Source organism: Microbacterium sp. USTB-Y (genome assembly GCF_023703415.1).
Lineage (GTDB): Bacteria > Actinomycetota > Actinomycetes > Actinomycetales > Microbacteriaceae > Microbacterium.
In genome coordinates this window covers 644362-666778 of sequence record NZ_JAGMTU010000003.1, presented here as the reverse complement: position 1 = coordinate 666778, position 22417 = coordinate 644362, and the positions used below count along the sequence as shown (strand labels likewise).

Genomic DNA, 22417 nt, shown 5'->3' with positions numbered 1-22417 from the left:
CGGAGGACACCATGGCCAGCCTGCTGACGCCGGTGAAGGGCAAGCTCTTCATCGACTCGACGCGCAAGTCGACGCACGCGCTCGACGGCGCCTACGCGTCACTGCTGCGCGGGCACAGCCTCGACTTCGACGACCTGCGCGCCTACGAATACGGCGACCAGATCCGCGACATCGACTGGAAGGCGACGGCGCGGCTCGGCTCCGCCGTCGTGCGCCGGTCGCTCGCCACCCGCATGCACACCGTGCTCTTCGTCGTCGACACCGGGCTCTCGATGGCCGCTCTCGCGCACGACGAGCGGCCGAAGAAGGATCTGGCGATCCTCACGGTCGGCGTGCTGGGGCTGCTCGCCCTGCGGCACGGCGACGACTTCTGCCTCGTGAACGGCGACGCCGACGGGGTGCGCCGGCGCGAGATCGGCCGCAGCGAGGCCGCGCTCGAGCACACGCTGCGCCAGATCGACCGCGCGGTCGACGCCGCCTCCGTCCCGAGCGACCGCGACGCGCTGCTGTCGTACGTCGCGCGCACGATCTCCCGGCGCATGATCGTCGTCGTGGTCACCGACGACGCCCCGGTGTCCGACGAGACGGAGCGGCTGCTGCGGCGCCTGCGCGTGCAGCACGACGTGCTCTGGATCGCCCTGCACGACGCGGATCCGGTGCTCGCAGCGCGCCCAGCCGGTCCTTCGCGCGCCGCGTCCTCGCTCGACGCCCCCGCGGGCAGCGCGTCGCCGCGCGTCCCGCAGCGCGCACGTCGCGACGTCGCCTCGCACTGGGCGATCCCCGAGTTCCTGCAGGGCGACGCCGAGCTCGCCGCCGAGCTGCAGGCGGCCGACGCCGCCGACGCCGCGCGCACGCGGGAGCTGCTGCGGCGTCTGGAGATCACGCACGTCGCCCTCGGAGCACAGGACGAGGCGGTCGCCGGTCTCCTCGCGATGCTGGATGCGAGGTCTCATGTCCGGCACCGATGAGCTGTACCCGCCGGCCCAGTACGGCGGGGGCTGGATCCTGCTCGCGATCGGCGTGCTCGTGCTGCTCGCCGGAGCCGCGTGGCTCGTGATCGTGCTGACCCGACCACGCAGCGCGATCCCGGTGGCCGCCTCCCCGGTCCCGGTGCCGGCGCTCACCGCCGACGTCGCGACCGTGCTGCGCCAGGAGTACCTCGGGGCGATCGCGCAGATCGAGGCCGATTACCGCGCGGGGGTCACCGACGCCCGTCGCGCCAACCTCGATCTCAGTCGCACGGTGCGCGGGTTCGTCAACGAGTACAGCGGCATCGAGGCGCCGGTGCTAGCGCTCGACGACCTGGTGCGCCTCGGCGTGCACCCCGCGCTCATCGACGCGATCGGGCGCAATTACTATCCGAGCATCTTCCGGCGCACCGCCCCCATCGACCCGCTCGTCGGCGCCGAGGCCGCCCGCACGGTGGTGACGACGTGGTACTAGCGAACGCCTGGATCCTGCTCGCGATCGCCGGCGCGCTGCTGCTCGCGATCGCGCTCGGCGTGCTGCTCGGGCTGCGCGGGCGCGGTGGCGGATCCGCGGACCACGGCGCCCCGATCGCCCGGGCCGAGCGCATCCGCGCGCTGCCGGCGTTCCGTCGCGCGGTGCGGCGGCGCCAGGCGGCGCTCGCGGGGATCGTCGCCCTCGGCATGCTCGCGGTGGTGCTCGCCGGCGTGGTCGCGGCGCGACCGGTGGCGCAGAAGACGATCCAGCCGGTGTCGACCAATCGCGACATCATGCTGTGCCTCGACGTCTCCGGATCCATGACCGATGTCGACAAGGAGATCGTGTCGATCTTCGACAAGCTCGCCGACGGGTTCAAGGGCGAGCGCATCGGGCTGACGATCTTCAACAGCTCGGCCGTGCAGGTCTTCCCTCTCACCGACGACTACGCGTTCATCCGAGAGCGCCTGCGCAGCCTGATGAAGGGCTTCGACTACTCGACCGCCGTGCCGGAGCAGTGGGTCGGCACGATGAACGGCGTGGGCGCCTCGCTCATCGGCGACGGCCTCGCCTCCTGTGTGATGCGCTTCGACCACGCCGACCAGCAGCGCGCACGCTCGATCATCCTCGCCACCGACAACGAGCTGAACGGATCCCCGATCGTCACACTGCCGGAGGCGGCCGACTACGCGGCGTCGAAGAAGATCCGCGTCTACACGATCAATCCGGTCGACGGCATCGACCAGCAGGGCTCGCAGGGCCTGGCCGACGCCGCCGCGGTGACGGGCGGCAAGGCCTATGCGCTGCGCGAGACCACGACCGTCGGCGACATCATCGCGCAGGTGCAGAAGCAGGAGGCGTCCCAATTGAAGGGACAGGCCACCGTCATCTGGACCGACGTGCCGCAGTTGTGGATCGCGGCGCTCATCGTGCTCGCCCTCGGCTTCGTCGTGCTGCTGTGGAGGGTGCGCCTGTGATCCTCCAGCCCGTCATCGCACCGTTCCTGGTGATCCTCCTCGTGCTGCCCGTGCTGGGCGCCGCGGTGTGGATGCTCGTGCGCAGCGTCTCCTCCCGACGCGCACAGCAGGGGGTCGTCGAGCGAGGACGCGCGGAGCGCGCCCGAGACGAGACGCGGTCGTCGGCGGGGGCCGGCGCGGGCCCGGTCCTGTGGATCCTCCGGATCCTGCTCGTGCTGGCCTGCGGCGTGCTGCTGCTGCGCCCGAGCGTGCCCGGGGGTCAGGTGCGCACCCTCGCGTCGGCCACGGATGTGGTGATCGCCGTCGACACCACCGCCAGCATGGTCGCCGAGGACTGGGACGGCGCGCAGGGATCCACCGCCTCGGCCGGCGACACCACCCGCCTGGCGGGCGTGCGTGAAGACGTGCGCCGCATCGCGGAGGCCTACCCCGGCGCCCGGTTCGCGCTCATCACGTTCGACGCGAACGCCGTGCTGCGCCTCCCTCTGACGACCGACACCGGCGCGCTGATCTCGGCGGTCGACGTGCTGCAGCCCGAGGTGACCCGGCAGTCGAAGGGCAGCTCGATCGGCATCGCGAACCAGCTGCTCGCGCAGACGCTGCAGAGCGCGCAGAAGGCGGCACCCGACCGCGCGCGGATGGTCTTCTACCTCGGCGACGGCGAGCAGACCGTCTCGACCTCGCCCGAGTCGTTCGCGACCTCGAAGAAGCTCGTCTCCGGCGGCGAGGTGCTCGGCTACGGCACGGCGAAGGGCGGTCCGATGCGGGAGACCACGGGCGCGCTCTCGGGCTCCGGTGACTACATCCAGTACCAGGGATCCGACGCGCTCAGCCGCATCGACGAGAAGAACCTGCAGCAGATCGCGGGCGAGCTCGGCGTGGGCTACGAGCATCGCACGGCCGAGAAGAAGGCGCAGCTGCCGCCTGCGCCGACCTCGACCACGGCGTACCGGGAGGACGACCCGCTCACCCAGCCGACCGACCTGAGCTGGATCGTCGCGCTCGTGATCGCCGCGCTGCTGTGCGCCGAGATCACCCGGGCGACGATGCTGATCCTGCGGATGCGCGGGCTCTCGGTGCGACCGAGGCAGGGAGGTGACGCATGAGCCACGTCCTCCCCACCCCGCCGGAGTCGTCGAGCGAGCACCCCCACCCGGGGTCGTCGAGCGAGGATGCCGCATGCGACCGAGACGGAACGCCGCTCGGTCGGAGTCGCGATGTCCCGTCGCTGCTCCTCGCGGCGAACCGGCGTCGCCGTGCCGTGCGCCGCTGGATCGCCTGGTGCTCGCTCCCGCTGATCCTCGTCGCCGTGCTGTTCGTCGGAAAGCTGGTGAGCCTGTACGCCTTCGCCTATCAGTCGATCACCGCGTACGTCGCGGGCGACTACACCGGGTCGGTGAGCGCGGCGGAGAACCTGAACCCGGCGAACTGGTTCGAGCCCTACAAGGCGCCGTTCGACCAGGGCGTGGGACTCGCGGAGTCGGGCAAGCTCGCGGCGGGACAGAAGAAGTTCGAGGAGTCGCTGAAGCTCGCGCACGGACTCGAGGTGTGCGCGGTGCGGTTCAACCTGGCGCTGGTGCTCGAACGCGAGGGCGACGCGGCGGCCGACGATCAGGACCACGTCACGGCCCTGGAGTTCTACGCCCAGGCGCTGCAGGTGAACGCGGAACGCCCGAAGGAGTGCGACAGCGAGCAGGCGCAGCAGCAGTCCCCGGATCCGCAGCGCGATATGAGTCAGTCGAACAAGGACCAGAAGGATCGGCTGCAGCAGAAGCAGCAGGACGAGCAGCAGAAGCAGCAGCAGGATCCGCGGCAGAACCCCGACCAGAAGCAGGACCCGCAGCAGCCGACGCCCGACCCGAGCAAGCTCGACGAACTGCAGAAGAAGCTGCAGCAGGGCGAGCAGGAGCGACAGCAGAACCAGCAGGACGGCACCGACGACGGCGGCAGCAGCGGGACGGACAAGCCATGGTAGAGCGCAGCGATCCGCCCCGGTACGTGTCCGACTCGACCGGCGCTCCGCCGATGCCGCCTCCCGGCGGCTACCGCGGCGCGCGCCGCGCGCTGCTCGGTCCCGCGGTCGCGCCGGTCCCGGGGTCGTCGAGCACCGCCACCCACCCGGCCCCCTTCCCGGGGTCGGCGAACGGCACCGCAGGCCCGGCCCCCTTCCCGGGGTCGGCGAACGGCATCGCAGGCCCGGCCCCCTTCCCGAGGGCGTCGAGCACCACCGCGGGCCCGGCCCCCTTCCCGGGGGCGTCGAGCACCACCGCAGGCCCGGCCCCCTTCCCGGGGTCGTTGAGCGAGGACGCCGCAGGCGACCGAGACGAAACGCGGCGCCCCGGCGCGCGCACCCCGTCGCAGAAGAAGCGGAGCCCCCTCGGCTGGATCGCCCTCGCGGCGTCGATCGTCTTCGTGATCACGTCCCTGATCCTGCTTGCGATCGGCGCGGCCGACGCCTTCCTCGGCGCGACCATGCTCGTACTGCAGCTCGTGGTGCTGGGCCTCGCGGTCGCCGCGGTCGCGACCCGGGCCGGCCGTGCGCTCGGTGCGATCGCCCTGACCATCTCCCTCGTACTCAACGTCGGCACGATGGGGGCGCTCAGCGCCGTGCGGGTCGCCGCGACCGGATCCTACGACGGGCACAAGACCGAGAAGCAGAAGCTCTGGGAGGGGTACCCGGGCATCAAGGACAAGGATCCGAGCACGTTCCTGAACCAGCAGTCGCTGGAGGGCCTGCAGGCGCTGGCCGACGAGACGATGACCGACGTGCGCACGCAGCTGACCGCGAAGTACGGGCTGCAGTGGGTGAAGTCCGCCGACGCCCAGGAGCGCCCCGAGCGCAACGGCTACGGCGGCGAGTCGATGCTCGTGCGGTTCGCTTCGGACACCTGGGCGACGACGACGCCCGTCACCGGGTACGCCCACAAGCTCGAGGTGATGCAGACGATCGAGTCGATCATCGTGCAGCACGGCTGGCGCGGCATGGTCGCGTTCAACGACCCGGCCAGCGGTGTGGATCCGACGATGATCTCGAAGATGTACGGCGGCGCGACGCCTCAGACCCAGGTGGACTGGGAGTGGTTCAGCGACGACGAACCGGATCCGGGCTGGTTCTACGCCGACATCACCGACCTCGCGAACGACGTGACCGGCGAGTACCGCGCGTCGCGCGAGCAGACGTCGCAGCGCACCGGAGAGCCGCTGGAGGGCTTGCAGCTCGCGATCGTCGGCCGCTACATGCTGAGCGAGAAGAAGGCCGCCGAGTTCCAGAAGGCGCTCACGAAGTACCCGTGAGCGCCGGGACCTGCGCTCTCCTATGAGAAGAGGCGCACGGCGCGTCCCTCCCCGCTATCGTCAAGGAATGCAGACCCCCGCGCCCGATGGCGCCGCGTCCCGTCCCGCCCGATTCGCGATCGCCACGAGGCCGTGGGCGATCGTGCGGCTGGTCGGGGCAGCCGCGATCCTGGCCGCCGTGATCAACCAGCTCGTCGTGACGATGGGCAACGCGCTGCAGTCGACGACGTCCTACGGATCCCACCTCCCGACGATCGTGGCGAACTTCCTCAGCTTCTTCACGATCGAGTCGAATATCTGGGCCGCGGTGATGCTCGTGATCGTGGCGGGGTGGAGCCTTCGCCCTTCGGGAGCATCGGGGACCCTCTCGGAAGAGCCGGAGCCGCGCGGGATCGCGATCCTGCTCGCGTGCGGGTCGACCTACATGATCGTCACCGGCATCGTCTACAACACCCTCCTGCGTGGCATCGAACTCCCGCAGGGTTCGACCGTGGAGTGGGCCAACGAGATGATGCACGTGGTGGGGCCGCTGCTGATGCTGGCCGACGTGCTCCTCGCGCCGCGTCGACGCCGCCTCGGCTGGGGCGTCGTCGGCGTCACCGCGATCTTCCCGATCGTGTGGGCCGTGTACACGCTCGTGCGCGCGAACCTCATCATCAACCCCCGCACGGGCGCCCGCGGCTGGTACCCCTACCCCTTCCTCGACCCGGCGAACGTCGGCGGCTACGGCGGCGTCGCCGTCTACATCGCGGCGATCGCCGTCGCGATCATCGCCGTGGGCGCCGGCGTGGTCTGGGTCTCGCGCAAGCGCGGCAGCTGACCGCGCCGCGCGCCGATTCCCCACCCCGGGAGCGTGTGCCCTGGTCCTCGGCCTCGCCGGACACCCATGGTCGAGACGTTCTCCGTGCTGACTCGTCTCCCCGGCTCGAGCAAACTGACGGCCGCGCATGCCGCACGACTGATCTCTCGGGAGTTTCCGGCCTCCGTCGCCCTTCCGCGGAGCATCGCCGTGGGGCGCCGTGCCGCTCTTCGCCGAAGCGGGGATCGCCGGCAGCGCCGTCTACGACGAGACGGGCTGGTCGGCGTGGCCGCCAGGACGGTCGGGATCACCTTGCTCTCCTGCGATCGTCGAGCGATGTCGACCTATGCCGCCCTCGGCGTCGACGTCCGCCTGATCTGACTCGGCTCCGCCAGCGACCCGAGCGGATCCACCGCCCCGGCCGATCCCTTCAGGTCGCGATTGATCCCTTCAGGTCGCAGTTTCGGCGCTTCCCCAGCCACCGGAAGGGCACTTATCGCGACCCGAGCGGATCCAGCGCCCCGGCCGATCCCTTCAGGTCGCGATTCCTCCCTTCAGGTCGCAGTTTCGGCGCTTCCCCGGCCACCGGAAGGGCACTTATCGCGACCCGAGCGGATCCAGCGCCCCGGCCGATCCCTTCAGGTCGCGATTCCTCCCTTCAGGTCGCAGTTTCGGCGCTTCCCCAGCCACCGGAAGGACACTTATCGCGACCCGAGCGGATCCACCGCCCCCGCAGATCCGATCCACGGCCGGCACGAATCCATTCCCGACGCTGACCCGGATCGGAATCCGCCCCGTCCCGGAAGCTTCTCCTGCCGCGCCTGGGCCCACGACGCGGGCCCAGAACCCCGGGGTCAGATCCGCTCCGGGATCCGGCCCAGCGCGCGCAGCACCACCTGCAGCCGATCGCGCACCTGCCACCGCGTCATGACGCGACCCAGATGGGCCTTCACGGTCGCCTCGGAGAGATGCAGATTCGCCGCGATCTCACGGTTCGTCATGCCCCGCATCAGCTGCCGCACGATCTCGCGCTCCCGCGGCGCCAGCGAGTCCAGGTCGGCGCGGTCGGCCGCGACGGCGCGACTCGGGCAGTGCACCACGTGATCCACGAGGTCGCGCAGCACCCGCCTCGACGCGATGACGTTGCCCCCGGCCGCCTCGACGATCGCATGCACCAGTTCGCGCGGGTCGGCGTCGCTTCCGACCACCCCCTGCACGCCGACCTCGAAGAGCTCCCGCACGCGACCGAACGGCTCCGCCGGTGCGATCACGATGACGCGCGCCACGGACGTCGCTGCGGCGAGCGCCGCGAGGATCTCCTCATCAGGACCGCCGGCGCGCGTGAGATCGAACACGATGATCGGCGGATCCCCACTCCGATCGCCGCGATCGCGGCAGATCGCCGTCGCGTCCCCGATCGACCCCCTCTGTTCGACCGATCGGCCGAACTCGGCCGAAAGGATCGTCGACAGCCCGGATGCCATCAAGCCATTGCCTGAGACCACGACGATCGGCGCGTCTCGAAACTCGGTATCCACGTTCATGGAACCCCCTTCTCACAGTACAGGCATCTGTACCGCGAGAAGGGGAGGAACCCGTCCCTGTGGACAACGGTCGGCGCCGCCTGCGAGACCGCGCTCCGCGGGACTCACCGCCCGCGGAACCGCGCCCCCGTCGAGCGGGGCCGCCCGCGCTCCGCGGGACTCACCGGCCGCGGATGATGGCCCGGAGGGTGGCGCCGTCGCCGGCCGGGAGCGCGAGCCCGGCCACATGCCCGGCCGCGATCAGGGTCACCATCAGCACGGCCGCCGGCGCCAGGGCGAACAGCGGCCAGCCGAGGGACGCCGCGACGAGAGGCGCGAAAGGCCCGGCGAGCACGACCCGGAGGTCGGCGCTACGGCGACCCGAGAGCCGCACCACCCGGCACGACGCACCTCTCACCGTCAGCACCGCCGGCGCCGTCCTGCCGACCAGGATCCGATACGCCAGCACGTGCCCGAGCTCGTGCACCAGCACCGAGCCGATCAGCGCGAGGCCCGTCAGCGACAGCGCGATCAGGGCCAGGAACCCCGCGCACACCCCCACGAGGAGCGCCGCCGCGAGTACGGCCCCGATCAGCCCCATCCCCGCGGCGAAAAACCGCAGGCACATCCCGGCCGCGGCCAGGACGCCGGAAGGCAGCCGCCGCGACCGCGTGGTGAACCAGGGCGGCAGCCGCCAGCGGCGTCCGGCGACGTGCACGAAGAGCTCGTCGCTGCAGAGCCCGAGAGCGACCGCCTCCGGATCCGACTCCCGGATCCGGAGTCCCAGCGCCGGGCACTCGAGGAAGCCATCGGCCTCGCCGACCCCGCTCCGGGTGATGCGGCGGACCTCAAGCACGCGCCGGGTCCTGCACGCGCTGGCGCACGGCGACGACGGCGAAGAGGCCCGCGAGCACGACGATCGCCGCGAGCACGATCACGCGATCCGTTCCCGGCGCGGCGACCGTCGACACCCAGCCCGCCGCGAGCGTCGCCGGCATGTAGATGAGGGCGACCAGAAACCCCGCGGCGGTCGCCGACAGGGGCTGCTCCTCGCTGTACGGCACCACGGCGCCGCCGAGCAGGCCCGCGACGAGACCCAGGGCGCACCGCAGCAGGATGTCGGGGAGCTGCATCGCGGGGACGAGGCCCAGCAGCAGCACCGCGAGCAGGATCGGCGCACCGAGCACGGCTCCGGAGAGCGCCGCCGCGAGCGCCTTGGGCCACAGCAGCGGCACGGCATCGCCGCCCGCCAGCCGCGCTACCCAGTGGGTGCGGATCGTGCGCCCCACCGCATGCACCGCCAGCACGAACGGCAGCACGGGCAGCGCTCCGGCGAGCGCGGGCACGATGATCCCCGCGGCGGGGACGGTGACGGCGAGCACCCAGACGGCCGCCGCCCCGAGCGGCAGCATGAGTGCGGCGACGACGAACTGAGGGTTGCGGATCGCGATCAGACCCTCCGCCCAGAGCTGACCCCACCACGGCGTACGACGGAGCGGACGGGTGCCGCGGAGCAGTCGCACTGAGGTCCGCGGAGCCCCGGGCACGTGGTGACGGGACACGAACCAGAGCAGGCCGGCCGCCACCAGGATCCAGAGCACGACGAGCGCCGCAGACCACCCGTCCGGAGCCACCGCGGTGCGGGCGAAGACCCGCGACGGCAGCAGCTCGCCGATCCCGTCGCCCCCCGATCCGGAGCGGCGCAGCGCCAGGATGTCGGGTGCCGCGACGGCGAGCACACCGGCGAACGTCAGCACTCCCGCCACCGTGGATGCGTAGGGGAGCGGCAGCCGCAGCCGCTTCATCCCGACGGACTGCAGGCCGGAGAAGACCGCGACCGCGGCGAGCATCATGCTGAGCAGCAGCAGCGCGTAGAGCACGAGGCCGCGCGCCATGCCGAGGGGATCCGGGCTCGTCCGCACCAGGACGACCACCGAGGTGCTGCTCAGGGCCGCGCTGGAGACGAGACCCATCGCCAGCACCGGCACGAGCTGCCCGAGGCGGGCGCTCCCCCGCCCGACCGGAAGGAGATCCAGCGAGTTCTGCAACGCGGTCCTCGGTGGCGCGGCCAAGCAGAGCACCACCGCGACGATCCCCGCCGTCATCGCCGCCGCGGCGAACGACGTCCTCACGAGCGACAGCCGCAGCTCCGGCGAGATCGCGGATCCCAGCTGCGCGCCCGCGATGAGGGCGAGCGCCAGCCCGAACAGCAGCATGACGACGACGGAGCTCCCGGCGGCGACCGTGACCGTCCGCGTCGTCGTCCCGAGGATCTTCGCGACCTCCCTGACCCAGAGCTTCAGGACGACCGCCGACACCATGCTCAGTTCGCGCACGGAGTCACCCCGCGTTCTCCGCCTGCTGCCGCGCATGGCGGGACCTCCGCCCGGCGAGCGTCCGGATGACGACGTACAGCGCGGCGACGACGAGCACCCCGACCCCGATGCCGATCGGCTGCGGCACGAAGTTCAGCGCGGTCGCGTTGTTCTCCGCCGAACGCCAGATCCTGATGACCCCGGGGATCACGACGTCTCCGGCGGTGCTGAACGCCATCGCCAGGGCCGCCGCGATGGCGATGAACATCACGCACACGCCGAGCACGAGACCGGTGAGGCAATGCAGGAGGACCTTGAGGCCGAAGGGCATCGGCATGCACTTCCTTTCGAGATGCGGCGGACGGCGGGCTGCCGTTCACCGGTCGGGCGGATCAGAGGAAGACCGACGCGAGCTGCTCCGCACGCAGCGCCGCATCGCCCGCGCGACCCGTCACGCGCAGGAAGACGTCTTCGAGGGTCGCGCAGCCGTCGGTCTGCGCGACCAGTCGCGCCGGCGCACCCGCCACGACGATGGATCCCCGGTCGAGGATGGTCACCTCATCGCAGTCGCGCTCGGCCCGGAGCATGTCATGGGTCGCCACCAGCACGGTGTGCCCGCCTTCCGCGTAGGCGAGGAGGAGACGCCGCACCCCCAGCGCGGCGTCGGGATCCAGCCCGCGGAAAGGCTCGTCGAGGATGAGCAGCGCCGGCTCGTGCATGACCGCGGCGATGAGCTGGAGCTTGCGCTGCATGCCGTGCGAGTACTCGGCGACGGCGACGCCGAGGTCATCCGCGATGCCGAGCATCTCGGCGAGGCTCGCTGCGCGGGCGGAGTCGTCCCGTCCGCGCAGCGCATCGTGGAACCGGAGGAACTCCCCGCCGGTCAGGGCACCGGGGAGGGGGAGGTCGTCGGGAGCGAATCCCACCCCTCTCCGGCTCGCCTTGTCCTGCACGTCGACGCCGACGATGCGGACGCGGCCCCGATCCGGGCGGATCAGCCCGGTGACGATGTGCAGCGCAGTGGTCTTGCCGGAGCCGTTCGGCCCGAGCAGCCCGTGGATCCGCCCCGGACCGACCTCCATAGAGAAGTCCCCCAGCACGGTCCGCGAGCCGTAGCTCTTCACGAGCGCCTCCGCGCTCAGCACCGCCTCCGCCGCCATCGCCGTCACCTCGCGCCTAGGAGGCGCAATAGACCTTCCACGTGCCGCCGGACGTCCAGGACGGCATGTCCAGTGCCGGCCAGCCCCCCTGATTGCGGCAGTAGATGAACCACGCGGTCATCAGCCCCAACGCGATCACGATGGCGATCGCGATGACGATGAGCCAGACGTAGCTGTCCCGACGGACCACGAGCAGACCTCGGATCCGCTCCTCCCCCGCCGCGACGGCCTCGGCCACGCGATTCTGCAGCAGTGCGGTCGCTTCCATCACAGACATACGACCCTCCCTCCGTTCTCTGCACCCCTCCATGGGCTGCATCTGCAGAGTAGGGATCGACGCGACGGAGCCGCTTCGCCCATTCGTCTCGACCGGTGAGACTTTCGTCGCCCCTTCGTCAAACTATCAGGTACCCGGGCAAAAGAACCCGCCCGCCCGCCTCGCCGTCATCGGGTCCAGGGCCGCCGATAGACTGGATCCCATGTCCAAGGTCCTCCAGTCCCTGCCCGTCGGCGAGCGCGTCGGCATCGCCTTCTCGGGAGGCCTCGACACCTCCGTGGCGGTCGCCTGGATGCGCGACAAGGGCGCCGTGCCCTTCACCTACACGGGCGACCTGGGTCAGTACGACGAGGACGACATCGCCTCGATCCCGGGCCGCGCGCTGGAGTACGGCGCGGAGGCCTCGCGGCTCATCGACTGCAAGACCGCGCTGGTCGAAGAGGGCTTCGTCGCCCTCAGCTGCGGGGCGTTCCACATCCGCTCCGGCGGCAAGACCTACTTCAACACCACGCCGCTGGGCCGCGCCGTCACCGGCACGCTGCTCGTGCGCGCCATGAAGGAGGACGGCGTCGACATCTGGGGCGACGGCTCCACCTACAAGGGCAACGACATCGAGCGGTTCTACCGCTACGGCCTGCTCGCCAACCCCCGCCTGCGCATCTACAAGCCGTGGCTCGACGCCGACTTCGTCACCGAGCTGGGCGGGCGCAAGGAGATGAGCGAGTGGCTCGTCGCGCACGGCTTCCCCTACCGCGACTCCGCCGAGAAGGCCTACTCGACCGACGCCAACATCTGGGGCGCCACGCACGAGGCGAAGACCCTCGAGCACCTCGACGTCTCGCTCGAGACCGTCGACCCGATCATGGGCGTGAAGTTCTGGGATCCGTCCGTCGCGATCGACACCGAGGACGTCACGGTCACGTTCGAGACCGGCCGCCCGGTCGCGATCAACGGCGTCGAGTACACGGATCCGGTCGCGCTCGTCATGGAGGCGAACACGATCGGCGGCCGGCACGGCCTCGGCATGAGCGACCAGATCGAGAACCGCATCATCGAGGCGAAGTCGCGCGGCATCTACGAGGCGCCCGCCATGGCGCTGCTGTTCATCGCCTACGAGCGCCTGGTCAACGGCATCCTCAACGAGGACACCCTCGCCACGTACCACGAGCAGGGCCGCCGTCTGGGCCGCCTCATGTACGAGGGCCGCTGGCTCGAGCCGCAGTCGCTCATGCTGCGCGAGTCGATCCAGCGCTGGGTCGGATCCACGATCTCCGGCACCGTCACGATCCGCCTCCGCCGCGGCGACGACTGGACGATCCTCGACACCGTCTCGCCGAACCTGTCCTACGGTCCGGAGAAGCTGTCGATGGAGCGCGTCGGCGACGCCGCCTTCGGCCCGGTCGACCGGATCGGCCAGCTCACGATGCGCAACCTCGACATCGCCGACTCGCGCGCGCGTCTGGAGCAGTACGCCGGCCTGGGCCTGGTCGGCGGCGCGACGGGCGAGCTCGTCGGCCGTGTGACCGCGGGTGAGGCGAACGAGATCACCGAGTCGGTCGAGGGCACGACCCTCGCCGAGACCGAGGAGGCCCTCGCCGACGCCGTGGACGCGGCCAGCGAGGGCGCGGCCTTCGACTCCGGCACCGACTGACCGCGGGCGGCATCGGCCGCCGTGAACGACCGGTTCCCGCTCGCCGCCCCCGGAGCGGGTCGACAGCGGCCCGCCCCGCGCCGGGAACTCCGGGCATCCTCGGGGAAGGGCGGCGTCACCCTGCTGCCACCACGGCGGCCGGAGGCACCAGCAGACCACCGGGGCGCCCCCGCGGCCCGGGGCGCACGCGCCGGACACGGAGACCGCACGCGCGCAGGAGCACCTCGTCCCGGGAGGCGCGCCCGTAGTCCAGCACGATGAGACTCCCCCCGCGCGCGAGCACCCGCGCCGCTTCGCGGAGCAGCTCCTCACGTGCGCGATCCGGGATGCTCGACAGCTGGAGCGTCACGAGCTGGAACTGCCCGTCCCGGTACGGCAGGCGGCATCCGCCCGCGAACGAGGTGGTCCCTCCGATCGTCGTGGTCGCCGTGGGGAAACGCGACGCCAGCATGAGACCCACGTGATCGGGCGTCGCTCCGACCGTCAGGATGCGCGCATCGTGCTGCAGGCGCACTCCGCCGATCAGGCGCGCCCACAGCAGCACCCCTCCCGGCCCCTTCGTGTACCAGAACGATCGCAGCAGGCCCGCGGCGGCGAACGCGGCGAGCACGAGAGCGGCGTGCAGCGCCCAGGCCTGCGACCCGAGGGCGGATCCGCCCACGAGGAACAGCGCCATGAGGACCGCGAGAAGGGTCGACGTGACGGACCTGCGTCCGACCGCCCCGGCGACGCGGCCCGCCCGACACGAGACGCCGAAGCCCGACCGCCCTGGATCCATGGAGATCACGGCTCCACGGTAGGCAACGGATCCCTGAACCCGCGCCCGCTCGAGTCCAAGATCGTCCTCCGCCACAACGGGTGTTGGCCTGCGACAAGATCCGGGGCCTCCGACCGGCCGAGCGGCGCGACCGGTCGGGCCCCGGGGCGTCCCGGAGCCGGTCCATCTCCGTAACTTGCACAGAACTGTGCAAGTTAGCGGTACACTTGTGCTGTGACAGACACGACCGCTCCCCGGCGCCAGCGCCGCGACGCCGCAGAGAACCGCGCCGGCATCCTCGCCGCCGCCTCGCAGACGCTCGCCGCGGACCCGCACGCCTCCGTCGACCAGATTGCGCGCGCAGCCGGCCTGAGCCGGCGCGCCCTGTACGGGCACTTCGACGATCGCACCGCGCTCGTGCACGCGCTGGTCTCCGCCGGGGCGGCGCGCTTCAACGCGATCGCGCAGCGGGTCGACGATGCCGACAGCCGCATCGCGCTTGCCCGGCTCACCGCCGACCTGTGGCGCGAGGCCGCTCACGTGCAGGTCGCCGCCGCCATCGCCCTCGACGAGGCGCACGTCGAGGAGACCGCGGCCGCGCTCGCCCCGCTGCGGCGCGTGCTGGCCGCGCTCGTGCGGCGCGGACAGGACGACGGCGAGCTGCGGCAGGACATGACCGCACCGACGCTCGCCCGGCTCATCGAGGAGAGCGCACGCACCGTGGTCACCCGCACCGACGCCTCCTCGCCCGTCGCCGCGGGCATCGCCGTGCGGGCGGTGCTCAGCATCGCCGGCCTCGGCTGGCGGGAGATCGACGCGCTGCTCGCCTCCCACCCGGGACTCGCGGCGACCGTCGCGCCCGATACGCTTGCCACGATTCCCGCCGAGGAGGGCCGCGCATGAGGATCGCCGTGCACGAGGTCAGCAAGGGCAAGAAGGGCCACGCGCTGCCCACCACATCGCTCGAGATCGAGACGGGCCACGCCCGGTTCGTGCTCGCCGAGACCGAGCTGCGGCCCACGGTGCTGGGGCTCATCGCCACGGGCCGCATGCGGCCCGACACGGGCGAGGTCACGATCGACGGCACCCGCAACGACCGCGACCTGCGGCGCCGGATGGCCCTCGTCGACGCCCCCGAGGTCAGCGACCCGCACCCCGGAGTGACGCTCGCCGCGGTCGTGGGCGAGGAGCTCATGTTCGCCGGTCTCCCCGCCACCCCGCTGCACGCCCGGCGCTGGCTCGAGCAGATCGGCTTCGCCGAGCTCGCCACGCAGCCGATCGGCACGATCAAGCCCTCCGTGCGCGTGCGCGTCATGGCCGAGCTCGCCGTGCTGCGCGACGACGTGGAGGGGTTCGTGCTGGTCTCCCCCGACCGCCACGGCGGACGCCCCGAGGGATGGTGGCGCATCGCCGCGGAGTTCGCCGAGCGCGGCTTCGCCGTGCTCGTGATCGTCGGCGGATCCGCGGCGGCCGTCATCGAGCGACTCCCGGAGGCGCTCGAGACCGACTATCCGTCCAACGCGACGGTGCCGGTGCGTCCGCTCGCCGACGTGACCGGCTCGACGGCGGTGATGGCGGCGGATCCGAGTGAGGACCTGCTGCCCCCGGTGGACGTCGAGCAGGCACCGGCGGAGCCGGAGCGGGAGGAGACCCCGCCACCCGACGAGCGGCGCGTTTCGTCTCAGGCGCCTGCGGGGTCTTCGCTCGACGACCCCGAGGAAGACCCGGCGCCCTCGCTCGATCCCGAGGAAGACCCGCCGTCCTCGCTCGACGACCCGCAGGATCCCCCAGCCCACACCCCCACCGAGACCGAGAACGGAGCCGAGCGATGAAGATCCCCGCGATGATCGGCGCAGAGCTCCGCCGGCTGACCGCGTCGCCCATGGCCGTGATCGCGCTGATCGCGCTGATGGCGGTGCCGATCCTGTACGGCGGCCTCTACCTCTGGGCGAACCAGGACCCGTATGGCAAGTTCACCGAGGTGCCGGTGGGTCTCGTGGTCGAGGACACCGGCGCCACGTCGGGCGACACCACCACGAACTACGGCGAGAAGGTCGCCGACAACCTCGTCGAGGGCAAGGCGTTCGACTGGCAGCGCCTGAGCGCCCCGGCCGCACGCGCCGCGCTCAAGAACGGCGACGTCGACTTCACGGTGACGATCCCGAAGACGTTCTCCGAGGCGCTACTGTCCTCCTCCGGCACGAGCCCTCATCAGGCGCGGATCGAGCTCGAGACGAACGACGCCAACAACTACCTCGCGTCGTCGATCGGATCCGGCGCGGTCGAGAAGATCCGGCGCTCGGTCGCCGAGATGGTGGGCCAGGAGGCGGCCGACAAACTGCTCACCGGACTCAGCGACGTGCGCGACAAGCTCGGCGAGGCCGCCGACGGCGCCGGAAAGCTCTCGGACGGAGCGAACACCGCGGTCTCCGGCAGCGGTCAGCTCGCCGACGGGACCACCCAGCTCGCCGACGGGGCCGCACAGCTCGCGGGCGGCACGGCCCAGATCGCCGACGGCTCGCAGCAGCTCGCCGACGGCGCGGCGACCCTGGCGAACGGCGCGCAGCAGGTGAGCGACGGCAACCAGCAGATCGCGCAGTACGCGAACGAGGCCGGATCCCTCGTGCAGCAGGCGACCGACACCCTGCCCCAGGTGCGCAGCGACATCGCCGCCGCCCTCGCCGACCGCGGACTCTCGCCGTCCGAGATCGACGCGGTGCTCGCGAAGCTGGATCCGCTCGGCGACAAGCTCCGCAGCGGCAACGACACAGTGCAGGGCGCGGTCGGCAAGATCGACCAGCTCGCCGACGGCAGCGCCCAGGTGGCGTCGGGCAGCGCGACGCTCGCCGACAAGTCGCAGCAGCTCGCGAACGGCGCCCAGACCGCGGCATCGGGCGCCGCGACCCTGAGCTCCGGCGCGGCGAGCGCGCGCGACGGCGCGAAGGCGCTGCACGACGGCCTCGGCACGCTCGCGAACGGCATCGTCACCCTGCGGGACGGCCTCGCCGCCGGCGTCGACGCGATCCCCGCGTCCACCCCCGAGCTGCGGTCCGAGCAGGCCAAGACCATCGCGAACCCCGTCGACGTGTCGAGCGACAAGGTCGCCGCGGCGAAGGACTACGGTCAGGGCCTCGCGCCGTTCTTCGCGGCGCTGGCCGGCTGGATCGGCATCTACGCGCTGTTCCTCATCATCAAGCCGATCTCACGGCGCGCGGTGACCGCGCTGCACTCGCCGATCCGGATCACGCTGGCGGGGTGGCTCACGCCCGCCGCCTTCGGCGCCCTGCAGATGCTGGGCCTGCTGGGTGTGCTGGCGTGGGCGCTCGGGTTCACGTTCCAGAACGGCTGGGGCGCACTCGGGATCATGGTGCTCGCCTCGGCCACCTATGCCGCGATCATCCTGGCGCTGAACGTGTGGCTCGGATCCGTCGGGCAGTTCATGGGGCTCGTGCTCATGGTGCTACAGCTGGTGACAGCGGGCGGCACGTTCCCCTGGCAGACGCTCCCGACGCCGCTCACCGCCCTGCACCACGTGCTGCCGATGGGCTACGTCGTGGACGCGATGCGCCAGCTCATGTACGGCGGCCAGGTGGGCCGGGCGATGACCGATCTGGGCGTCCTCGGGATCTGGCTGGTCGGATCCCTGCTGATCGCCATGATCGGCGTGACGAGGATGACGCACAAGCGCACCCTGCGCGACCTGCAGCCCAGCCTGATCGGCTGAGGCACGGCGCCGCCCGCCACGGTGGGCGGCGCCGGCGGCGCGGTCGGGTGGGCGGCGAGGTGGGCGGCGCCGGCAGCGCGGTCGGGTGAGCGGCGAGGTGGGCGGCGCCGGCAGCGCGGCCGGGTGGGCGGCGCCGGCGGCGCGGCCGGGTTGCCGCCCCCGGCGCCGGCACCGCGGTGGCCGCACCGGCGCCGGACTCGCGGCCGAGCACAATTCAGGCTGGACAACGGCGAAACGGCAGTTCAGCCCTCCGTTCCGGGGCGGCGCAAGAATCCAGCCTGAGTTCGGCGCGGGTGCGTGCGGTGACCGGCTCGGGCGGGTGGGGCCGGCGGCCGGATCCTCAGGCGGTCCAGGCGACGTCGGTGGCCCGCCGTCGGCCGACCGTATTCAGGCTGGACGTCCGCGTAAGGGCGCCCCGGCCGTCTGTTTCGGGTCTCCGCGCGAGTCTGGCCTGAATTCGGCATGCGCCGCGGGCGCGCGGGCCGGCAGCGCGGGCCGGCGGCGCGGGTCGGTAGGGCTCGTCCTCCGCCGGATGTGATGAGGTGGTGAGGTGAGCACTCCCGATCTGACGCCGGCGCTCGACGGCGACGTCCTGGCGTTCACGGACGGTTCGTCGACGCTGATCGCCGAACACGCCGGATCCGGGTCCGACGCCTTCCTGCTCGTGCACGGTCTCGGCATGGGTCGCAGCGTCTTCGCCGATCTGGCGCGCAGGCTCGACGGGAGGGTCGTGGCCGTCGACCTCCCCGGGTTCGGCGCGGCTCCGGAGCCCCGACGTCCGCTCACGATGCCGGGGCACGCCGACCTGATCGCCGCGCACCTCGCGGCAGCGGGCGTGCCGCCGGTCACCGTGATCGGCCACTCGATGGGCAGCCAGGTCGCGGCCGAGCTGGCTGTGCGGCATCCCGACCGGGTGCGGGCGGTGGTGCTCGCGGCGCCGACGGTCGACGCCGGCGCCCGTCGTGTGGCGCGGCAGGCGCTGCGCTTCCTCCGCGACACCGCCTCGATCGACCCCCGCGTCGTGGCGCGCGGCGTACGGGAGTACCTGCGGGCGGGCCCGCATATCATCCGCAAGATCCGCGCCACGGTCACGCACGACCCCGACGAGGTCTATCCGCGGATCGCCGTGCCGACCCTCGTCCTGCGCGGCGCGCGCGACCCCGTCTGCCCGCCGGTGTGGACCCGCACCGTGGCCGACGCGATCCCGCGCGGCGAGTTCGCAGAGATCCCGGGATGCGGGCACGAGACGATGATCCGCGATGCCGGCCCCGCCGCCGACCGGATCCGGGAGTTCCTCGCAGGGCTCTGATGCGCGCGGCACACGGCGTGCACCCGACGCCGGCCGGTCAGTGCTCCCAGGTGTGCACCGGATCGCCCGTGTGCATGTGCTCCAGGTAGTCGGCGAGCATGCCGTGCAGCGCCTGGGACCGGGTGGCCCCGGCGCGCTCGCGCGCGGCGACGTTCTCACGCTGCCACACCGCGCCGTTGCGCCCGGTCAGGCAGCGCTGCTCGATGATCCCGAGATAGCGGTCGCGCTCGACCGGATCCACCCCGTAGCCGTCCAGCCCCTCGGAGGCGAGGGCGAGCAGGCGCCGCAGCACCAGCTCGCGCGGGCCGATCCCGCCCAGCTCGGGCCAGTACAGGCGCGATTCGATGCCGTCCCGCGCCGCGGCGTGCAGGTTCTCCTCCGCGGCGTCGAAGGTCATCTGCGTCCACAGCGGACGATCGGCCTGCGCGAGCGCGTGCACGAGCCCGTAGTAGAACGCCGCATCGGCGAGCACGTCCACGATGCTCGGACCGGCCGGCAGCACGCGGTTCTCGAGCCGCAGGTGGTAGCGGTCGCCGTTGCCGTCGTAGATCGGACGGTTCCAGCGGTAGACCGTGCCGTTGTGCATGCGCAGCTCGGCGAGCGCGGGCGTGCCGCCGCGCGCCAGCACGGCGAACGGATCCTCGGCGGTGCTGACGGGCAGCAGCGCGGGGAAGTACCGCGAGTTCTCCTCGAAGAGGTCGAAGATCGACGTCACCCAGCGCTCCCCGAACCACACCCTCGGGCGCACGCGCTGGTTCTTCAGCTCGACCGAGCGGGTGTCGGTCGCCTGCTCGAAGAGCGGGATCCGGGTCTCGTGCCAGAGGGCCTTCCCGGCGAAGAAGGGCGAATTGGCGGCGAGCGCGACCTGCACGCCCGCGATCGCCTGGGCCGAGTTCCAGTACGCCGCGAACTCCGCGGGATCCACCTGCAGATGCAGCTGCACCGAGGTGCACGCGGCTTCGGGCAGGATCGTGTCGCAGACGATGTCGAGCGTCTCCCTTTCGGCGCCGTCGCCGAGCGCCGGTCCGTCGAGCCGCAGCTCGATGTCCTCCCCCCGGGCGGCGAGGATCTGCTGACTGAGCAGGTCATATCGCGGATCCGCCGACAGCCATTCCCCGGTGAAATGATGCTCGTCGAGGGTCGGCAGCATCCCGATCATGGCGAGGCCGCACCCCGTGCTGCGCGCCTTCTCGTCCGCCGCGTTCAGCGAGGCGCGCAGCGCGTGCTCCAGGTCGGTGACGCTGCGTCCGGCGAGGGGGCGGGGCTCGACGTTGATCTCGATGTTGAACTGACCGAGCTCGGTCTGGAACGCCGGGTCGGCGATCGCGTCGAGCGCCGCGGCGTTCGCCATCGCCGGATCGCAGGCGCCGTCGACGAGGTTGAGCTCGATCTCCAGACCGAGCCGCGGTTCCGCGATCTCGAACTGCCCGTCGGCGAGCATCATCGCGAGCGCGTCCAGGCAGCGCGCGGTCTTCTCGCGGAACTCCGTGCGGTCCTGACGGGTGAACACCCGTTCGTCGACGTGGTCTCCCATGGCGAGAAGCTACTCGCCCCGGGCCCGCCGCGTCGAGGAGAGATTCCGCCTTACGCTGATCCCGTGCAGCAGACGATGGTCGAGGGGGTGCGCGTCGCCTGGGCGCGCTCGGCCCCCGACGACCGCCGCGAGACCGCGAGCACCCTGATCCGCGCGCTGGCCGCCGAGCTCGCCCCGGGTTCCGACCTGAGGATCGAGCACCGCTGTCCCGTCTGCGGCGGAGCGCACGGACGGCCGGTGCTGCCGTCCGCTCCGGTGCACGCCAGCGTCGCCTACGCGGACCCCTGGGTGGTCGTGGCGGTCGCCCCGGATCGGGAGGTCGACGCTCTCGGCATCGACGCGGAGGTCCCGGACACCACGCTCGATCTCACGGCGCTGTTCGCACCCGCGGACGCCCCGGACCTGCGCGGCTGGACGGCGATCGAGGCCGTGCTCAAGGCCGACGGGCGCGGACTGCTCGTACCCCCGGATCAGGTGCTGTTCGCGCCGGACGGAGTCGCGTCGGTGCCCGGCGGCGGTGCGTTCCGGATCCTGCCGGTCCCCGCCGGTCCCGACCTCGTCGTCAGCCTCGCCCTGCGTCGCCGCCGCTCAGCCCCGACACCCACTCGTCGACCGTGACCACGTCCGCCTGACGGGGGAACACCTTCTCCAGCAGCACCCGATGCACCTCCGGATCCTGATCCGCGCAGGCGTCCGAGAGCACCGTGAGCCCGAAGTCGTGGTCGGCCGCGTGGCGCACGGTGCTCAGCACGACCCCGCTCGTCGAGACGCCGGCGAGCACGAGGTCTGTCGCATCGAACCCCCGCAGCAGCACGTCGAGGTCGGAGGCGAACGCGCCGTACCTCCGCTTGATGACGACGGGCTCTCCGGGGAGGGGTGCGAGAGCGGCGACGATCTGCGTGGCCTCTGCGTCCTCCCCCATGTACGGTGCCGTGGGCGACTGGCGGATCGCGCCGAAGGCCTTGTTGCGTGCGGCCGCCTCGGGGAAGCCCTCTCGGAAGGCGACGCGGACGAAGACGACGGGGATGCCCGCGGCGCGAGCGGCGGCGAGCGCGCGCTGCGCGTGCACGAGCACATCGGAGCCGCCTTCGGCGTAGTGTCCGGCGATGCCGTTCTGGAAGTCCATGAGCAGGAGTGCGGTGGTCATCCGAGGTCCCTTCGACCATTAGACAGGTACGACTGTGCAGTCTAGGCTGTTGATATGTCCGAGACCTCGCCCGCGACCGATGCATCCGCTGTGAGTGCGCGGCAGACCGCACTCGACCTCCGCACCGTGGTCGCCCGGCTGCTCCGCCAGTTCCGCGAGGCCGGCGCCGACGAGACGATCACGCCCTCCCAGGCCTCGGCCCTGGCCCGGCTGGGCAAGGGCGGCGTCTCGACCGTGAGCGCCCTCGCGACGGCCGAGCGCGTACGGCCGCAGTCGATGGCCGCGACCGTCGACGCGATCGAGGCGCTCGGACTCGTCACGCGCAGCCCCGACCCGGGGGACGGGCGCCGGCAGATCATCGAGCTCACGGACGCCGGACGCGCCAGGATCGAGGGCCAGAGGGATGCGGCCGCGACCTGGCTCGAGCACGCTCTGGACGCGCTCGACGAGAGCGAGCTGCGCGCGATCTCCACCGCGACCGGACTGCTGGAGCGGATGCTCCCGTGA

Annotated in this window: 24 protein-coding genes; 15 read left to right on the top strand and 9 right to left on the bottom strand. The window is 71.9% G+C overall.

The features are described from left to right. Positions 1-11 precede the first annotated feature (11 nt). From J8G10_RS10355 to J8G10_RS10320, 8 genes are all read left to right on the top strand, one after another. The gene (locus J8G10_RS10355; RefSeq protein WP_251444089.1) at positions 12-968 is read left to right on the top strand and encodes a DUF58 domain-containing protein; all 957 of its coding nucleotides are present in this window, start codon (positions 12-14) and stop codon (positions 966-968) included. Continuing rightward, positions 952-1443: a hypothetical protein gene (locus J8G10_RS10350; RefSeq protein WP_251444086.1), complete on the top strand. Its 492-nt coding sequence runs from the start codon at positions 952-954 to the stop codon at positions 1441-1443. Before J8G10_RS10355 ends, J8G10_RS10350 begins: the two co-directional genes overlap by 17 nt. Continuing rightward, positions 1434-2420: a VWA domain-containing protein gene (locus J8G10_RS10345; RefSeq protein ID WP_251444083.1), complete on the top strand. Its 987-nt coding sequence runs from the start codon at positions 1434-1436 to the stop codon at positions 2418-2420. Before J8G10_RS10350 ends, J8G10_RS10345 begins: the two co-directional genes overlap by 10 nt. Then, complete coding sequence (locus J8G10_RS10340; protein WP_251444080.1) at positions 2417-3526, top strand: VWA domain-containing protein; 1110 nt, start codon at positions 2417-2419, stop codon at positions 3524-3526. The genes J8G10_RS10345 and J8G10_RS10340 overlap by 4 nt, the downstream gene beginning before the upstream one ends. Next, the gene (locus J8G10_RS10335) at positions 3523-4395 is read left to right on the top strand and encodes a hypothetical protein (RefSeq protein ID WP_251444077.1); all 873 of its coding nucleotides are present in this window, start codon (positions 3523-3525) and stop codon (positions 4393-4395) included. The genes J8G10_RS10340 and J8G10_RS10335 overlap by 4 nt, the downstream gene beginning before the upstream one ends. After that, positions 4389-5714, top strand: coding sequence for a hypothetical protein (locus tag J8G10_RS10330; RefSeq protein ID WP_251444074.1), 1326 nt, complete (start codon positions 4389-4391; stop codon positions 5712-5714). Before J8G10_RS10335 ends, J8G10_RS10330 begins: the two co-directional genes overlap by 7 nt. 67 nt (positions 5715-5781) lie before the next feature. Beyond that, positions 5782-6534 (top strand): Pr6Pr family membrane protein, encoded by a 753-nt coding sequence (locus tag J8G10_RS10325; RefSeq protein WP_251444071.1) that lies wholly within the window; start codon positions 5782-5784, stop codon positions 6532-6534. Between the two features lie 66 nt (positions 6535-6600). Beyond that, a complete protein-coding gene (locus tag J8G10_RS10320; RefSeq protein ID WP_251444068.1) occupies positions 6601-6894 on the top strand; it encodes a hypothetical protein in 294 nt (97 codons plus the stop codon). Between the two features lie 473 nt (positions 6895-7367). Here the strand turns inward: J8G10_RS10320 and J8G10_RS10315 are convergent, their stop codons facing one another. From J8G10_RS10315 to J8G10_RS10290, 6 genes are all read right to left on the bottom strand, one after another. Next, positions 7368-7868 carry a response regulator transcription factor gene (locus J8G10_RS10315; RefSeq protein WP_251444066.1) on the bottom strand — a complete coding sequence of 167 codons (501 nt, stop codon included), beginning with the start codon at positions 7866-7868 and terminating at the stop codon, positions 7368-7370. Positions 7869-8217: 349 nt separating this feature from the next. Beyond that, the gene (locus J8G10_RS10310; RefSeq protein ID WP_251444063.1) at positions 8218-8892 is read right to left on the bottom strand and encodes a hypothetical protein; all 675 of its coding nucleotides are present in this window, start codon (positions 8890-8892) and stop codon (positions 8218-8220) included. Next, a complete protein-coding gene (locus tag J8G10_RS10305; protein ID WP_251444060.1) occupies positions 8885-10372 on the bottom strand; it encodes a hypothetical protein in 1488 nt (495 codons plus the stop codon). Before J8G10_RS10305 ends, J8G10_RS10310 begins: the two co-directional genes overlap by 8 nt. A 4-nt stretch (positions 10373-10376) precedes the next feature. Next, the gene (locus J8G10_RS10300) at positions 10377-10688 is read right to left on the bottom strand and encodes a hypothetical protein (protein WP_251444057.1); all 312 of its coding nucleotides are present in this window, start codon (positions 10686-10688) and stop codon (positions 10377-10379) included. A 55-nt stretch (positions 10689-10743) separates the two neighbouring features. Continuing rightward, positions 10744-11511: an ABC transporter ATP-binding protein gene (locus J8G10_RS10295; protein ID WP_251444054.1), complete on the bottom strand. Its 768-nt coding sequence runs from the start codon at positions 11509-11511 to the stop codon at positions 10744-10746. A gap of 16 nt (positions 11512-11527) precedes the next feature. After that, positions 11528-11788 carry a hypothetical protein gene (locus tag J8G10_RS10290; protein ID WP_251444051.1) on the bottom strand — a complete coding sequence of 87 codons (261 nt, stop codon included), beginning with the start codon at positions 11786-11788 and terminating at the stop codon, positions 11528-11530. A 202-nt stretch (positions 11789-11990) separates the two neighbouring features. Here J8G10_RS10290 and argG point away from each other — a divergent pair, with 202 nt between their 5' ends. Further along, complete coding sequence (gene argG / locus J8G10_RS10285) at positions 11991-13439, top strand: argininosuccinate synthase (RefSeq protein ID WP_251444048.1); 1449 nt, start codon at positions 11991-11993, stop codon at positions 13437-13439. Between the two features lie 115 nt (positions 13440-13554). On the opposite strand, the gene J8G10_RS10280 is transcribed toward argG, so the two are convergent. Further along, positions 13555-14226, bottom strand: a complete 672-nt coding sequence (locus J8G10_RS10280; RefSeq protein ID WP_251444045.1) for a class I SAM-dependent methyltransferase — start codon at positions 14224-14226, stop codon at positions 13555-13557. Positions 14227-14430: 204 nt separating this feature from the next. Between J8G10_RS10280 and J8G10_RS10275 the strand changes: the two genes are divergently transcribed. The 4 genes from J8G10_RS10275 (at position 14431) to J8G10_RS10260 (ending at position 19229) form a co-directional block, all read left to right on the top strand. Further along, positions 14431-15099: a TetR family transcriptional regulator gene (locus J8G10_RS10275; protein WP_251444042.1), complete on the top strand. Its 669-nt coding sequence runs from the start codon at positions 14431-14433 to the stop codon at positions 15097-15099. Continuing rightward, a complete protein-coding gene (locus tag J8G10_RS10270; RefSeq protein ID WP_251444039.1) occupies positions 15096-16028 on the top strand; it encodes a hypothetical protein in 933 nt (310 codons plus the stop codon). The genes J8G10_RS10275 and J8G10_RS10270 overlap by 4 nt, the downstream gene beginning before the upstream one ends. Further along, positions 16025-17920, top strand: a complete 1896-nt coding sequence (locus J8G10_RS10265; protein WP_251444036.1) for a YhgE/Pip domain-containing protein — start codon at positions 16025-16027, stop codon at positions 17918-17920. Before J8G10_RS10270 ends, J8G10_RS10265 begins: the two co-directional genes overlap by 4 nt. A gap of 550 nt (positions 17921-18470) precedes the next feature. Then, entirely contained in the window at positions 18471-19229 is a 759-nt protein-coding gene (locus J8G10_RS10260; protein ID WP_251444034.1) for an alpha/beta fold hydrolase, read from the top strand. Between the two features lie 37 nt (positions 19230-19266). Here J8G10_RS10260 and J8G10_RS10255 read toward each other — a convergent pair whose 3' ends face one another. Further along, positions 19267-20763, bottom strand: coding sequence for a glutamate-cysteine ligase family protein (locus J8G10_RS10255; RefSeq protein WP_251444031.1), 1497 nt, complete (start codon positions 20761-20763; stop codon positions 19267-19269). A gap of 63 nt (positions 20764-20826) precedes the next feature. Here J8G10_RS10255 and J8G10_RS10250 point away from each other — a divergent pair, with 63 nt between their 5' ends. Then, a complete protein-coding gene (locus J8G10_RS10250; RefSeq protein ID WP_251444029.1) occupies positions 20827-21381 on the top strand; it encodes a 4'-phosphopantetheinyl transferase superfamily protein in 555 nt (184 codons plus the stop codon). Here J8G10_RS10250 and J8G10_RS10245 read toward each other — a convergent pair. Continuing rightward, positions 21326-21910 carry a cysteine hydrolase family protein gene (locus tag J8G10_RS10245; protein ID WP_251444026.1) on the bottom strand — a complete coding sequence of 195 codons (585 nt, stop codon included), beginning with the start codon at positions 21908-21910 and terminating at the stop codon, positions 21326-21328. The two genes, J8G10_RS10250 and J8G10_RS10245, sit on opposite strands and share 56 nt — an antisense overlap. A gap of 54 nt (positions 21911-21964) precedes the next feature. Between J8G10_RS10245 and J8G10_RS10240 the strand changes: the two genes are divergently transcribed. Further along, positions 21965-22417: a MarR family winged helix-turn-helix transcriptional regulator gene (locus tag J8G10_RS10240; protein ID WP_251444023.1), complete on the top strand. Its 453-nt coding sequence runs from the start codon at positions 21965-21967 to the stop codon at positions 22415-22417.